Below are 13407 nucleotides of genomic sequence, written 5' to 3' on the forward strand. Positions count from 1 at the left end.
CGAATTCCGGCCAGCGTGGTTTAACGGGGCGCCTAAGATCAAAAGCAGATCAAGATCAAGAGCGTCTCGCTTCGCATCGTGGTTACCGTCGGCTGCTACAGCCTACAAAGTTGTGTAGATACCTATGGTCATCACAGGCAAGCCAGTTCCCACCCAATTGTGTTTAAAATGCCGCCCGCCCGATGACTGACGCTTAACGATGAACCCAGACGCACTCGCTACCCTGCACGCCCACTTGCTCACTGCCCTGGCTGACCCGCCTGCGGAAACCCGGCGCCTGTTCCATGGCCGTGGCCGTTGCTGGCCGGGCCTGGAACAACTGACGGTGGACTGGCTGCAAGGGGTGATACTGGTTGCTTTGTTCAAAGAAACCGAGCACCTGGATGCCCTGAAGCACACACTGTTGCAGATCGAGTGGAGCCGTTTCGGCGTGCATACCGTGGCCCTGCAACACCGCTACTTGCCGCAAAGCACCACCGAATGGCTGGTGGGCGACGCCATCGACGAGCTGACCATCACCGAGGGCGGCCTGCGCTACCTGATCGACCTGGGTAAAAAACAGAACAGCGGGCTGTTTCTCGACATGCGTTACGGGCGCAACTGGGTGCGCGAACAGGCCCAGGGCCAGCGTGTGCTGAATTTGTTTGCCTATACCTGCGGTTTTTCCGTGGCCGCCATCGAAGGCGGCGCCGACCATGTGGTGAACCTGGATATGGCCCGTGGGGCCTTAAGCCGTGGCCGCGACAACCATCGCCTGAATGGGCACGACCTGAGTCGGGTGAGTTTCCTGGGCCACGACCTGTTCAAGTCCTGGGCCAAGGTGACGAACAACGGCCCTTACGACCTGGTGATCATCGACCCGCCCTCCTTCCAGAAAGGCAGTTTCCTGCTGACCAAGGATTACCAGCGCGTGCTGCGCCGCCTGCCAGACTTGCTCAGTGCCCACGGCACCGTGCTGGCATGCATGAACGATCCGGCCTTCGGCGAAGATTTCCTGATCGACGGCGTGACCCGCGAAGCACCGGGCCTGCGGTTTGTACAGCGGCTGGAAAACCCACCGGAATTTCCTGACATTGACCCACAGAGTGGGCTAAAGGCCCTGGTGTTCCGTCAGGGCTGATGCCGAAACAGCCTACGCTTGCTACGCTAACGGATACACCGGGCGGTGAACCTTATCCTCCCCTTCCCGGTCGATACCTGCATTCCCTGGCCAGACTCGACGGCGCTACGTTGTCGGCTGCCCCGTTTGACCTTTTGGAGAACCGCCCGTGATATCGACCCTGCATGTAGCCAGACTCAAAGCCTGGGGCGCCCACGGCTTTACCGCCACCGGTGTGGTACTGGCCTTTTTGGCCACCCTGGCGCTGCTGGAAAACTCCCCCAAGGCGTGCCTGCTGTGGCTGGGCCTGGCACTGGTGGTGGATGGCGTCGACGGCTCGCTGGCGCGACGGGTGAATGTCAGCACGGTGCTGCCCAGCTTTGACGGCTCGGTGCTGGACCTGGTGATCGACTACCTCACCTACGTGTTCATTCCTGCACTGTTTATCTACCGCTACATCGACCTGCCTGATTTCACCCACCTGTTTGCGGTGTCGGTGATCCTGGTGTCGTCGCTGTTCTGCTTTTGCAACGTGAACATGAAGAGCAAGGACAACTACTTTGTCGGCTTCCCTGCCGCCTGGAACGTCGTTGCCCTGTGCGTCTATATCATCCAGCCGGATGCGTGGGTCACCTTGCTGACCGTGATCGGCCTGGCGCTGTTGACCGTCACGCCGATGAAGTTCCTGCACCCGTTCCGGGTCAAGCGCTTCATGCCGATCAACATCGCGGTGACCACCATCTGGCTGCTGTGCAGCTTCCTGATGGTGGTGGATTACCCGAACACCAACCCTTGGACATTTGGCCTGTGGTCGCTGATGTCGGCCTACTTCCTGGGTATCTGCATCTGGCGCACGGCCGTGGAATGGCTGGGCGCGCACAAATAACAAGCGGGCTCGGTAAAAAATGTGGGAGGGGGCTTGCCCCCTCCCACATTTGAGTCACATCGCAGTAAGATGCTGGCCTTCTGCGGCCCTCCAACAATAAGCCCTGCCCATGCCCTTCGAACTCAGCGTAGACCTCACCACCCTGGCCATCCTGGCCGTTGTCGCTTTTATCGCCGGTTTTATCGACGCCATCGCCGGCGGTGGCGGTCTGTTGACCACGCCCGCCCTGCTCACCGCTGGTATGCCGCCGCACCTGGTGCTGGGCACCAACAAGCTCAGCTCCACCTTCGGCTCGGCCACCGCCAGTTTTACCTTCTACCGGCGCAAGCTGTTCCACCCACGCCAATGGGTGCACGCCATCGTCGGTACCTTGATCGGTGCACTGACCGGCGCGGTCGTCGCCCATTACTTGCCTGCCGAAACCCTGAACAAGATGCTCCCGGTGATCGTCTTCGCCTGCGGTGTGTACCTGCTGTTCGGTGGCACGCCCAAGGCGCCACTGGACGCCGAGGCACCGATCAAAAAGAAATGGCAAGCCACCCAGGGCTTTGGCCTGGGTTTCTACGACGGCGTGGCCGGGCCCGGCACGGGGGCGTTCTGGACGGTCAGCACGATGCTGCTGCACCCCATCGACCTGGTGAAGGCCAGCGGCGTAGCGCGCAGCATGAACTTCGTCAGCAACGCGGCGGCGCTGACGGTGTTTATCATCAATGGTTCGGTGGACTGGATTGTCGGCCTGGCGATGGGGGTGTCGGTGATGTGTGGCGCGTTCTTTGGCGCACGCAGCGCGATCAGCGGCGGCGCCAAATTCATTCGCCCGGTGTTTATCACCGTGGTCCTGGGACTGACCGTGCGCCTAGCCTGGCAGCACTGGTTCAGCGTGGCCTAAACGGCGGGCCACGTAGAGGTCGATGAGGTAACGCGCAATCGAGCGTGACGCCGGCAACGGCGGCAGCTCGTGGATATTGAACCACTGCGCGTCCTCGATCTCGTCGGCCTGGGACACGATATCGCCCCCGGCGTATTCGGCGTGAAAGCCCAGCATCATTGAGTGAGGGAACGGCCAGCATTGGCTGCCCATGTACTGGATGTTCTTGACCTCCAACTGCACCTCTTCACGCACTTCACGGATCAGGCAGTCTTCGGCGGACTCCCCCGGCTCGGCAAAACCGGCCAGGGTGCTGTAGACCCCCGTCACAAAACGCGGCGAACGCGCCAGCAGGATGTCATCGCCACGGGTCACCAGCACAATCATGCTCGGTGAGATCCGGGGGTAGCTGCGCAGGTCGCAGGCCTGGCAATACATCGCCCGCTCCCTCGGCACCTGTACCATCGCCTGGCCACAACTGCCACAAAAACGGTGCTCCCGCGCCCAGGTACCGATCTGCGCGGCGTAGCCCAGCACCTTGTACAGGGTGTGATCACCTTGCAGCATAAAGCCGCGCAAGCCCTGCCAACTGCCCCCTGGCACATCAGCCGGCGAGTCGAGTTCCAACAGGTACACCGGCTCGCCGTCGAGGTGGCCGATGCCGTGTTCGGCAAACACCGACAGGTCCTGGCGCTTGAGCCATTCACGCGGGAACAGCGGCCCGTTGGTGTCGTGTAAGAAGCCTTCGCGGCTGCGGGCGACGGCCCAGCCGCCGGGGGCGTCGTTGTCCAGCAGCGTTGTGGTAATCCAGCCTGGGGTCATGTCAGTCAATCCACGAATTCGGGTTTCTGCTTACTCATATGGGCCGCGATGGCCACGCGCAGGTCGTTGGATTGCAACATAGCCGAGTTCCAGGTGGCAACGTATTCCAGGCCGTCATTGACTGTGTGGTCACGCATGTAGCTGATCATGGCCTTGGTGCCGGTCACGGCAATCGGCGACTTGGCGGCGATTTGATGGGCCAGGTCCATGACACCCGCCAGCAGGCTTTCATGATCGGCAAACACGCGATTGACCAGGCCGATGCTGCGCGCTTCTTCGGCGCCGAATTGACGACCGGTGTAGGCCAGCTCACGCAGCATGCCATCGCCGATAATGCGCGGCAGGCGTTGCAAGGTGCCGACATCGGCGGCCATGCCGATGTCGATTTCCTTGATCGAGAATTGCGCGTCTTCGGCCGCGTAGCGCATGTCGCACGCGCTGATCAGGTCGATGGCACCGCCAATGCAGTAGCCCTGGATCGCCGCCAGCACGGGCTTGCGGCAAGCGTCCACGGCGTTGAACGAGGCTTGCAGCTCGAGAATCTTGCGGCGCAGCAGGCGCGCATTGCGACCCACGTCCTTGCCAAAGTCATTGGCGATCGAGGCCAGCATCATCAGGTCGATGCCCGAGGAAAAATGCTTGCCCGCACCGCTGAGCACCACGGCACGCACGGCGTCGGTCTCGTCGACCCATTGGAAGATGTCGATGATTTCGGTCCAGAACGCCGCGTTCATGGCGTTGATCTTTTCCGGGCGATTGATCTGCACATGGGCAACGTTGCCGCTGAGTTCGACAACGAAGGCTTGGTATTCGGACATGGCAGTGATCCCTGACTGGCGATTGAGAAAGGCCAGACTATATCAAGGGTGCGCCACGGCGCATCGGCCAAAAACGGGACTGACCACGGTGAGGGAAAAGACGCTGGATAAAACCCGATGCACAGGCCATCCTTTGCGCTTTAAGCCGCGCTGTGCGCGGCGCTCGACGTTTTAAGGAAATGCCATGCACGCCCAACCCCTCGCTCCCGCCGATTTCGAATTCATTGACGCCACCTTGCTCAAATACGGCGAAGACCACTCGGTGCTGAACATGGCCGAACTCGACGGTTATTTCACCGCCCTGGTTTCCAGCCCGGCCAAGGTGGATGTGGCCGAGTGGTTCCCGGCGATCTGGGGCGGGCAAAACCCTGAATGGGACAACATGGACGAGGCCCAGGCTTTTCTCGAGCTGTGTGTACGCCATATGAATACCCTGGCCGCGCAATTGGCCCTTGATGCCCAGGCATTCAAACCCCGTTTCGATGAAACAGAACATCAAGGCCAGGCGGTGACCCTTGCCGAGGAATGGTGCTTTGGTTATGTGCGCGGCGTGACAATCGCCAACTGGCCGCCATTGCCCGCTGTACAAGCCGGGCAACTGGAGCGGATTTCCTGCTGCGCCGAACAGGACAATTTCGAACTGCCGGCAGACCTGGATGTAAGCGCCCATCAACTGCAGGTCAGCGAAATCGAACCGGCTGCGCGGGCGCTGCATGACTACTGGTTGAGCCAGCGTTAAGGCAGTAGGAGCGCATGCCAATAAATCACGCAGATCACCCACTCACTCGACAAGCATGGCGTGTTTGCCTGATGATTCGGGTCCGCACGCCCCGGCCACTCCACACCACCTTGCCTTGACCAGGAGCCTTGTACCTTGAGTTCGCAGAAAACCGTGACCGTTACACCGCCCAACTTCCCCCTCACTGGCAAGGTCGCGCCCCCCGGCTCCAAATCCATTACCAACCGTGCGCTGTTGCTGGCGGCACTGGCCAAGGGCACCAGCCGTTTGAGCGGTGCGCTCAAAAGCGATGACACGCGCCATATGTCGGTCGCCCTGCGGCAGATGGGCGTCACCATCGACGAGCCGGACGACACCACCTTTGTCGTCACCAGCCAAGGCTCGCTGCAATTGCCGGCCCAGCCGTTGTTCCTCGGCAACGCCGGCACCGCGATGCGCTTTCTCACGGCCGCCGTCGCCACCGTGCAAGGCACCGTGGTACTGGACGGTGACGAGTACATGCAAAAACGCCCGATCGGCCCGCTGCTGGCCACCCTGGGCCAGAACGGCATCCAGGTCGACAGCCCCACCGGTTGCCCACCGGTAACGGTGCATGGCGCGGGCAAGGTCCAGGCCAGGCGTTTTGAGATTGACGGAGGCTTGTCCAGCCAGTACGTATCGGCCCTGCTGATGCTGGCGGCGTGCGGCGAAGCGCCGATTGAAGTGGCGCTGACCGGCAAGGACATCGGCGCCCGTGGCTATGTAGACCTGACACTCGATTGCATGCGTGCGTTCGGTGCCCAGGTCGACGCCGTGGACGACACCACCTGGCGTGTCGCTCCCACTGGTTACACCGCACATGATTACCTGATCGAACCCGACGCTTCCGCCGCCACTTACCTGTGGGCCGCAGAGGTGCTGACCGGTGGCCGTATCGATATTGGTGTAGCCGCGCAGGACTTCACCCAGCCGGACGCCAAGGCCCAGGCCGTGATCGCACAATACCCGAACATGCAGGCCACGGTGGTAGGGTCGCAAATGCAGGATGCGATCCCGACCCTGGCGGTGCTCGCCGCATTCAACAATACCCCGGTGCGCTTTACTGAACTGGCGAACCTGCGCGTCAAGGAATGTGACCGCGTGCAGGCGCTGCACGATGGCCTCAACGAAATTCGCCCGGGCCTGGCGACCATCGAGGGCGATGACCTGCTGGTCGCCAGCGACCCCGCTTTGGCTGGCACCGCCTGCACCGCACTGATCGACACCCACGCCGACCATCGCATCGCCATGTGTTTTGCCCTGGCCGGGCTGAAAGTCTCGGGCATTCGCATTCAAGACCCGGACTGCGTGGCCAAGACCTACCCTGACTACTGGAAAGCGCTGGCCAGCCTGGGCGTTCACTTAAGCTACTGACACACAAACCTGTAGGAGCGCGCTTGCTCGCTCCTACAACTGAACCTTGCCGGGAGCGTCAATGACCCTTCGCCAACCCTGCCCACCCGGCGCCTGTGTCTGCAACCGTGAACAACTGCTGGAAGCCCCCGGCGCTGATCTGCGCATTCTGCAACTGACGCGACAGCAGGAAAAAATCCTGCTGGAGCGCCTGGAAAACCTCAAGAGCCTGCAAGACCTCGAACACCTGCAACAGCGGATGTACGACCAACTGGGCATCCGCGTACACATCGCGCCCGGGCATACCGAGGTCAAGAGCATGCGCGGGATCCAGATCGTCATCGACGAACTGCCGGGCATGTGCCGCAAGACCCGCCAGTCGATCCCCGCCTCCATTCGCCGTGGCCTGGAGAAAAACCCAGAGATTGCCTACCGCTTGCTCGACGCCCACGACCTGTTTCGCGACGCTTGAATTATCCCGCGACGGCCTCACGCTCAAACAACCCCTGCCCCACGGTCCGGGCCTTGTGCAAATGCGCCTGGGCCGTGCCACTTTCCGAGTCCAACAACAACTCGGAAGTGAGTACCCGCGCCCCGCAATAATCAAAGATGCCGTAGTCGATCTGGGTATTCATGGCCTTGGCATAACCGTGTCGATCGAAGGCGCTTTCGTCAGCCGCCCCCAGGGCCAGCACATGCACGTGCAAATGCCTGAGTTTCTTCTGCACCGGTGTATCGGGGCCGTAATCAATCGCCCAGCCATTGACGAATACGCGGTCGACCCAACCCTTGAGCAACGCTGGCATTGACCACCAGTAGATGGGGAACGCCAGCACCAGCGCGTCGGCGCGATCTATGCGGGCCTGTTCGGCCACCACGTCGGCTGGCGGCGTCGCCCGAGTACGGTGCACCCGATGGTCGGCGACGGTGTAGCGTGGATCGAACCCTTCAGCGGCAAGGTCGGCTGTTTCAAAGGTGTGGCCAGAGGCGGTCAAGCCCGCGCCCACCTCGGCGGCCACGCTGTGGGTGAGGGATTGCGGGTCGTGATGAGCAACGACGATCAGTGCGTGCATGACTTTGACTCCGTTTCGGCTTAATCTACTTTTAGTAAGTTACGTCGAATAAGTTACTTTTGGTATATAAGCATGTCAAGCAATGAATCCCCGGCCCCACGTCGTCGTTTGTCCCGTGAAGATCGCCTGCGCCAGTTACTCGACGTGGCCTGGCAATTAGTGCGTGACGAAGGCACCGACGCACTGACCCTGGGCCGCCTGGCCGAGCTGGCGGGCGTCACCAAACCAGTGGTGTACGACCACTTCGCTACACGCGCAGGGTTGCTGGCCGCGCTGTATGCAGACTTCGACGAACGCCAGGACCAGGTGTTTGCCAATGCCATCGCCACCAGCAACGCGACCCTTGAGGAGCGTGCGTGGGTCATCGCGTCGTCGTATGTCGATTGTGTGTTGTTGCAAGGGCGGGAAATACCCGGGGTGATTGCCGCCTTGAGCGGTTCGCCGGAGTTGGAAGCATCCAAGCGCGAATACGAGGCGATCTTTCTCGATAAATGCCGAGACGCGCTGTCGCCCTTCACCGCCGGCGGCAGCATCTCCCAGGCCGGGTTGCGCGCCATGCTAGGCGCGGCGGAAGCCCTGTCCCATGCGGCGGCCAATGGCGAGATCAACCGCGAGGAAGCTCAGCAGGAGCTGCTGGAGACTATCCTCGCGATGGTCATGCGCGTCAGGCCGTAGGCAGACGGCCCTGGACGAACAGTTGCGCCTTGCGCGTCAACTGGTCCAGATGCCGATCACGCTGTTTCTCTGCGTCGACCATGGCGCGCTTGCCGTGTTTTTGCAGCAGGTAGGTGTGGATCTGCCGCACTTCCAGCGAGCTGTAGATTGAGGCCACATCCAACACGCCCATCAACCCATCGGTGCCGTAGTTGCGGGTGTTCATCACGACCTGGGTGCCACGCGCACCGCGTACCTGGAAACCCATGGCTTCGAACACCGCAACCTTCTCTACCGCACAGGCCAGTTCGGCGTGGGGATAACGCGCCAACACTTCGTCCATCATGCTGCGTGCCACACCCTGGCGACGAAAGCCGGCCTGCACCGCCATAAACGCAATGCCACACGCGTGCGGATCATCCTTCACCGGCAGATACAGGCAAAAACCCACCACCGTCTCGTCTTCCATCGCCACGACCAACTCGACGGCGATGCCCTTTTCGCCATTCAACGCCTCAAGGTACAGGTGCACCTCAAACCCGATGGCGTACTGGTAGATGCTGTAGAGCAGATTGCTCGGTGCCAGCGCTACGCTGCTGATATCGGTGAGGTTGTCCACCACCATCTGCAGGATCTGGCTGTTGACCGGTTCGGGGCACGGCGTGGTGTAGCGGGTAAGACTGAACATGCAAATTCCTGGGGTTTCGCGTCAAGGCAGCGGCGATTGTAACTGTTGCGCGCCGATCATGGCCCGCACACCTCGCGCAAACATGCGCGCAGCCAGCGATGGGCCAGGTCGGCGTCCTGCCGCGGGTGCCACAGCATCGCCACGGTAAATGGCGGCAATGTCACCGGCAGCTCAAAGCAGTGCAAGCCTCGAGGCGGCACTGTGATATAGCGCTCAGGCACGCTGGCGATCAGGTCGGTATCACGCGCCAGGGCGATGGCCGTGTTGAAACCGGCGACCACGATGCCGACCTGCCGAACCAGACCTTGCGCCTCAAGGGCCTCGTCGATCTGGCCACGGTCCTGCCCACGCCGCGACACGTAGACATGTTGTCCCTGGGCGAAACGCGCTGCGCTCAAGGGGCCGCGGCTCAGAGCATGGCCCTCGCGCACCACGCCCACCAGGCGATCACGGAACAGCGCCTGGGTCAGCACCTCCGGGCTGGCGCCGGCATCGACCACACCGGTTTCCAGGTCGACGACACCGTCGCGCAGCAGCGCACTGTGCTTGTCGCTCTTGTGCACGAAACGCAAGCGCACCCCTGGGGCGTCCTGGGCGATACGCGCCAGCAAGGCGGGGCCGAAGCGTTCGACGAACTCCTCGCTAGTGCGCAGGGTGAAGGTGCGCACCACCTCACCCAAGTCCAGGGTGTTTGCCGGGCGCAATACGGCGTGGGCGTCCTGCACCAATTGGCTGACCTGTTCACGCAATTGCAACGCCCGGGGCGTCGGTACCAGGCCGCGCCCGGCACGTACCAGCAGCGGATCGCCAGTGGCCGCGCGCAAACGCGCCAGGGCCCGGCTCATGGCCGAAGGGCTCAGGCGCAGGCGCTGGGCGGCGCGAGCGACGCTGCCTTCGGCAAGCAACACGTCCAGGGTGATGAGTAAATTGAGGTCGGGCATGGGGGCTCCTTATCAGGCGTTGGATGCAGCTATAACCTGCAACCCATGCGTCTTCCGCCATCTTAGGCGACGCCGTAGATTTGCGACAGGTGCATTCACTCAAGGAAACGCGCATGCAAACCTCCACACGCGGCGGCCTGGTGGCCTTGTCGCTGTCCATGTTGCTGGCCGCCCTGGGCACCAGCATCGCGAATGTCGGCCTGCCCAGCCTGGCGCACGCCTTCGGGGCATCGTTTCAGGCCGTGCAGTGGGTGGTGCTCGCCTACCTGCTGGCCATCACCGCCGTGATTGTCAGCGCCGGGCGCCTGGGCGACCGTCTGGGGCGCCGGCGCTTGCTGCTGGCCGGGTTGCTGGTGTTTGCCCTGGCCTGCGCCGGGTGTGCCGCCGCGCCAACCCTGTCCTGGCTGATCGGCGCACGGGCATGCCAGGGCCTGGGCGCAGCGATCATGATGGCGATGACCCTGGGCATGGTCGGTGACACGGTCACGAAAGCGAATACGGGCCGAGTCATGGGCCTGCTCGGCACTATGTCGGCACTCGGCACGGCCATGGGGCCGAGTGTCGGCGGAGTATTGCTCAGCCTGTGGAGCTGGCGCGCGCTCTTTCTGATCGGCTTGCCCTTGGCGGGTGTGGCTGCCGCCCTCGCCTACCGTTATTTGCCGGCGGATGCTAACGCCCGCGAAGCTTCGCCAGGCGATACACTCTGGGCGCCCCTGCGCGATGCGCCGTTGCGCGCCGGCCTGGTCATGAGTGTTCTGGTGTCGGCGGTGATCATGGCCACGTTTGTGGTGGGCCCGTTCTACCTGTCCCGTGGCCTGGGCCTCGATCCCGCCTCGATGGGCTTGGCCATGGCCGTCGGGCCAACGGTCGCAGCGGTTACCGGTGTACCGGCGGGCTACCTGACCGATCACCTCGGCAGCCAACGCCTGACCCTCGTGGGACTGAGTGTGATGCTGTGTGGGGCCTTGTTGCTGTCGCAGGCGTCCGGGCTTGGCGTTTATCTCGCGGCGCTGATCGTGTTGACAGCCGGCTACAGCCTGTTCCAGGCGGCCAACAACACGGCGGTAATGAGCGATATACAGGCGACACGCCGAGGCACAGTGTCCGGCCTGCTGAATCTGTCGCGTAACATGGGCCTGATTTTCGGCGCATCGGCCCTCGGCGCGGTGTTCGCCCACACCACCCCGGATGTCAGCCATGCAGCGCCCCAGGCGGTGGCAGCCGGCTTGCACGCGACCTTCGCCATGGCGGCAGGTTTGCTGTTACTGGCTGTGCTGATCGCCTGGAGACGCGCACATTCACTGGCCAGCGCGAAGCAGACAAACGTTGACAAGCTAAAATCGTAACGACTATTGTCTGACAACCTGATCACCAAGGTTTTCCCATGCTTGAGCTCCAGCGCCCCGATTCGCTTGTCGTACGGGTTGTCAGCGCCATTCGCGCAGAAATCGAATCCGGCCAACTGGCCCCGGAGTCGCGCCTGCCGACCGAACAGCAACTGGCCGAACAACTCAACGTCAGCCGTTCCGTGGTGCGTGAAGCTATTGCCCAGCTCAAGGCCGACGGTGTGCTCACCGCCCGCCGGGGGCTGGGCTCGTTTATTTCGCAGACCCCTGCAGGCACGGTGTTTCGGTTTCCGCAGCCCAATGGTCGGCGACCTGACCTGGCGCAAATGTTCGAAGTGCGCTTGTGGATCGAAACCCAGGCCGCTTCGATTGCCGCCCAGCGCCGCGACAGCGCCGACCTGCAGCGCATGAAAAGCGCGTTGCAGGCCATGCAGGACAACCGCGACGACTTTGAAGCCGCAGCCCTGGCCGATGTGGAATTCCACCGCGCCATTGCCGACGCCAGCAAGAATGACTACTTCGTGGCCTTCCATGACTTCCTCAGGAGCCAGTTGGCCAGTGCGCGTAAAACCGCGTGGGAAAACTCGGCCTCGCGCTTTGCCACCGGTTCGGCCGACGCGACCCAGGAACATCAACAGCTCTACCAGGCCATTGCCGACGGCGACGCCCAGCGCGCCGCCGCCAGTGCCGAGGCGCACCTGCGTGCCGCGGCGCGACGCCTGCAACTGGAATTACCCACCACGAATTGATCCACCTTGTTTGCAGCGTGTCCGTGGACACGCCATTTTTTTAACAAAAACATTAGTCTGACAACCTGATAAGCAGACTCAAATGTACAGCCTAGGTACCCAGCAATGATTCATGACTTTTGCATTATCGGCGGCGGCATTGTCGGCCTGGCCACCGCCATGGAGCTGCTCAAGCGCCAACCCGGCGCGTCGCTGGTAATCCTGGAAAAAGAGTCGGTACTGGCCAGGCACCAGACCGGCCACAACAGCGGCGTGATCCATGCCGGCATCTACTACGCACCCGGCAGCCTCAAGGCCGATTTGTGCAAGCGCGGCGCCGAAGCCACCAAGCAGTTCTGCCGCGAACACGGGATCAAATTCGAGGTGTGCGGCAAGCTGCTGGTGGCCTCAAGCCCGCTTGAAATGCAACGCATGGAAGCGCTGTACGCCCGTGCCCAGCTCAATGGCATGCAGGTTGAGCGCCTGAATGCCGAACAACTGCGCCAGCGTGAACCGAACATCGTCGGCCTCGGCGGCTTGTTTCTCGATGCCACCGGGATTGTCGATTACCGCCAGGTGTGCGAGACCATGGCCCAGGTGATTCGTCGCAACGGTGGGCAGATCTGCCTGGAACGCACCGTCACTGCCATCCACGAAAACACCGATACGGTCACCGTCAACACCGAGGGCGAGACCTGGCAGGCCCGCCACCTGGTGGTGTGCGCCGGCTTGCAGTCGGACCGCCTGGCACGCCTGGCCGGCATCCGTATCGACCATCAGATCATCCCGTTTCGTGGCGAATACTTCCGCCTGCCCGCCGCCAAGAACAACATCGTCAACCATCTGATCTACCCGATCCCCGACCCGGAGCTGCCCTTCCTCGGGGTGCACCTGACCCGCATGATCGACGGCAGCGTCACCGTCGGCCCGAATGCCGTGCTGGGCCTTGGCCGCGAGAACTACCGCAAGTTTTCGGTGAACTGGCGCGACGTGGCGCAGTACGCCAGCTTCCCGGGTTTCTGGAAAACCCTCTGGCAAAACCTCGGTTCGGGCACCACCGAGATGAAGAACTCCTTGTTCAAGTCCGGCTACCTGGAGCAGTGCCGCAAGTACTGTCCGTCCCTGACCCTCGATGACCTGCTGCCCTACGAGGCCGGTATCCGTGCCCAGGCAGTGATGCGCGACGGCAGCCTGGTGCACGACTTTTTGTTCGCCCAAACCTCACGAATGCTGCATGTGTGCAATGCGCCCTCGCCGGCCGCCACCTCGGCCATGCCCATCGGCGCGATGATCGCCGACCGCCTGTTCCACCCCCAGTAAGACCGCACCGCCCGTTCACCCAACAATAACTACAAAGACCCAGAAGGAAGTCCA

15 protein-coding genes are annotated in these 13407 nt (G+C 62.3%); 10 read left to right on the plus strand and 5 right to left on the minus strand.

Annotated features, from left to right (window positions below; genetic code table 11):
* Positions 1–199: 199 nt before the first annotated feature.
* From GIV35_RS14115 to GIV35_RS14125, 3 genes are all read left to right on the plus strand, one after another.
* Entirely contained in the window at positions 200–1120 is a 921-nt protein-coding gene (locus GIV35_RS14115; RefSeq protein WP_223024359.1) for a class I SAM-dependent methyltransferase, read from the plus strand.
* Between the two features lie 148 nt (positions 1121–1268).
* On the plus strand, positions 1269–1985 hold the full coding sequence (pcsA, locus tag GIV35_RS14120) for a phosphatidylcholine synthase (RefSeq protein ID WP_003191017.1): 717 nt from the start codon (positions 1269–1271) through the stop codon (positions 1983–1985).
* 109 nt (positions 1986–2094) lie between these two features.
* Entirely contained in the window at positions 2095–2874 is a 780-nt protein-coding gene (locus tag GIV35_RS14125) for a TSUP family transporter (protein ID WP_003191011.1), read from the plus strand.
* Here GIV35_RS14125 and nudC read toward each other — a convergent pair.
* Together nudC and GIV35_RS14135 are read right to left on the minus strand one after the other, a co-directional pair.
* Positions 2842–3675, minus strand: coding sequence for an NAD(+) diphosphatase (gene nudC / locus GIV35_RS14130; protein ID WP_236264410.1), 834 nt, complete (start codon positions 3673–3675; stop codon positions 2842–2844). The genes GIV35_RS14125 and nudC overlap by 33 nt on opposite strands.
* A gap of 5 nt (positions 3676–3680) precedes the next feature.
* Positions 3681–4493 (minus strand): crotonase/enoyl-CoA hydratase family protein, encoded by an 813-nt coding sequence (locus GIV35_RS14135; RefSeq protein WP_105226745.1) that lies wholly within the window; start codon positions 4491–4493, stop codon positions 3681–3683.
* A 184-nt stretch (positions 4494–4677) separates the two neighbouring features.
* On the opposite strand from GIV35_RS14135, the gene GIV35_RS14140 reads away from it, so the two are divergent.
* The 3 genes from GIV35_RS14140 (at position 4678) to GIV35_RS14150 (ending at position 7075) form a co-directional block, all read left to right on the plus strand.
* Positions 4678–5232 carry a UPF0149 family protein gene (locus tag GIV35_RS14140; RefSeq protein WP_213153687.1) on the plus strand — a complete coding sequence of 185 codons (555 nt, stop codon included), beginning with the start codon at positions 4678–4680 and terminating at the stop codon, positions 5230–5232.
* Between the two features lie 135 nt (positions 5233–5367).
* Positions 5368–6624 carry a 3-phosphoshikimate 1-carboxyvinyltransferase gene (gene aroA / locus GIV35_RS14145; protein WP_105226743.1) on the plus strand — a complete coding sequence of 419 codons (1257 nt, stop codon included), beginning with the start codon at positions 5368–5370 and terminating at the stop codon, positions 6622–6624.
* A 61-nt stretch (positions 6625–6685) separates the two neighbouring features.
* Complete coding sequence (locus tag GIV35_RS14150) at positions 6686–7075, plus strand: hypothetical protein (protein WP_034127625.1); 390 nt, start codon at positions 6686–6688, stop codon at positions 7073–7075.
* Between the two features lies 1 nt (position 7076).
* On the opposite strand, the gene GIV35_RS14155 is transcribed toward GIV35_RS14150, so the two are convergent.
* A complete protein-coding gene (locus tag GIV35_RS14155) occupies positions 7077–7676 on the minus strand; it encodes an NAD(P)H-dependent oxidoreductase (protein WP_213153685.1) in 600 nt (199 codons plus the stop codon).
* Positions 7677–7748: 72 nt separating this feature from the next.
* Between GIV35_RS14155 and GIV35_RS14160 the strand changes: the two genes are divergently transcribed.
* Positions 7749–8351, plus strand: a complete 603-nt coding sequence (locus GIV35_RS14160) for a TetR/AcrR family transcriptional regulator (RefSeq protein WP_236264411.1) — start codon at positions 7749–7751, stop codon at positions 8349–8351.
* Here GIV35_RS14160 and GIV35_RS14165 read toward each other — a convergent pair.
* A complete protein-coding gene (locus tag GIV35_RS14165) occupies positions 8341–9018 on the minus strand; it encodes a GNAT family N-acetyltransferase (RefSeq protein WP_236264412.1) in 678 nt (225 codons plus the stop codon). The two genes, GIV35_RS14160 and GIV35_RS14165, sit on opposite strands and share 11 nt — an antisense overlap.
* Before the next feature lie 56 nt (positions 9019–9074).
* Positions 9075–9959 carry a LysR family transcriptional regulator gene (locus GIV35_RS14170; RefSeq protein ID WP_213153683.1) on the minus strand — a complete coding sequence of 295 codons (885 nt, stop codon included), beginning with the start codon at positions 9957–9959 and terminating at the stop codon, positions 9075–9077.
* A gap of 113 nt (positions 9960–10072) precedes the next feature.
* On the opposite strand from GIV35_RS14170, the gene GIV35_RS14175 reads away from it, so the two are divergent.
* The 3 genes from GIV35_RS14175 to lhgO all read left to right on the plus strand — a co-directional run bounded on the left by GIV35_RS14175 (position 10073) and on the right by lhgO (position 13353).
* Positions 10073–11305, plus strand: a complete 1233-nt coding sequence (locus GIV35_RS14175; RefSeq protein ID WP_236264413.1) for an MFS transporter — start codon at positions 10073–10075, stop codon at positions 11303–11305.
* 38 nt (positions 11306–11343) lie between these two features.
* Positions 11344–12054 carry a FadR/GntR family transcriptional regulator gene (locus GIV35_RS14180; protein WP_019816878.1) on the plus strand — a complete coding sequence of 237 codons (711 nt, stop codon included), beginning with the start codon at positions 11344–11346 and terminating at the stop codon, positions 12052–12054.
* 105 nt (positions 12055–12159) lie between these two features.
* Complete coding sequence (gene lhgO, locus GIV35_RS14185) at positions 12160–13353, plus strand: L-2-hydroxyglutarate oxidase (protein ID WP_054898702.1); 1194 nt, start codon at positions 12160–12162, stop codon at positions 13351–13353.
* The last annotated feature ends 54 nt before the right edge of the window (positions 13354–13407 follow it).

Source organism: Pseudomonas sp. PA-1-6B, from assembly GCF_021609545.1.
GTDB classification, from domain to species: Bacteria; Pseudomonadota; Gammaproteobacteria; order Pseudomonadales; family Pseudomonadaceae; genus Aquipseudomonas; species Aquipseudomonas fluorescens_BV.

Excerpts from the sequence above, each read along its gene's own strand:
- GIV35_RS14115 (WP_223024359.1), top strand. The coding sequence starts at position 200 with ATGAACCCAGACGCACTCGCTACCCTGCACGCCCACTTGCTCACTGCC.
- GIV35_RS14125 (WP_003191011.1), top strand. The coding sequence starts at position 2,095 with ATGCCCTTCGAACTCAGCGTAGACCTCACCACCCTGGCCATCCTGGCC.
- nudC (WP_236264410.1), bottom strand. The coding sequence starts at position 3,675 with ATGACCCCAGGCTGGATTACCACAACGCTGCTGGACAACGACGCCCCC.
- GIV35_RS14135 (WP_105226745.1), bottom strand. The coding sequence starts at position 4,493 with ATGTCCGAATACCAAGCCTTCGTTGTCGAACTCAGCGGCAACGTTGCC.
- GIV35_RS14140 (WP_213153687.1), top strand. The coding sequence starts at position 4,678 with ATGCACGCCCAACCCCTCGCTCCCGCCGATTTCGAATTCATTGACGCC.
- GIV35_RS14150 (WP_034127625.1), top strand. The coding sequence starts at position 6,686 with ATGACCCTTCGCCAACCCTGCCCACCCGGCGCCTGTGTCTGCAACCGT.
- GIV35_RS14155 (WP_213153685.1), bottom strand. The coding sequence starts at position 7,676 with ATGCACGCACTGATCGTCGTTGCTCATCACGACCCGCAATCCCTCACC.
- GIV35_RS14160 (WP_236264411.1), top strand. The coding sequence starts at position 7,749 with ATGTCAAGCAATGAATCCCCGGCCCCACGTCGTCGTTTGTCCCGTGAA.
- GIV35_RS14165 (WP_236264412.1), bottom strand. The coding sequence starts at position 9,018 with ATGTTCAGTCTTACCCGCTACACCACGCCGTGCCCCGAACCGGTCAAC.
- GIV35_RS14170 (WP_213153683.1), bottom strand. The coding sequence starts at position 9,959 with ATGCCCGACCTCAATTTACTCATCACCCTGGACGTGTTGCTTGCCGAA.
- GIV35_RS14175 (WP_236264413.1), top strand. The coding sequence starts at position 10,073 with ATGCAAACCTCCACACGCGGCGGCCTGGTGGCCTTGTCGCTGTCCATG.
- GIV35_RS14180 (WP_019816878.1), top strand. The coding sequence starts at position 11,344 with ATGCTTGAGCTCCAGCGCCCCGATTCGCTTGTCGTACGGGTTGTCAGC.
- lhgO (WP_054898702.1), top strand. The coding sequence starts at position 12,160 with ATGATTCATGACTTTTGCATTATCGGCGGCGGCATTGTCGGCCTGGCC.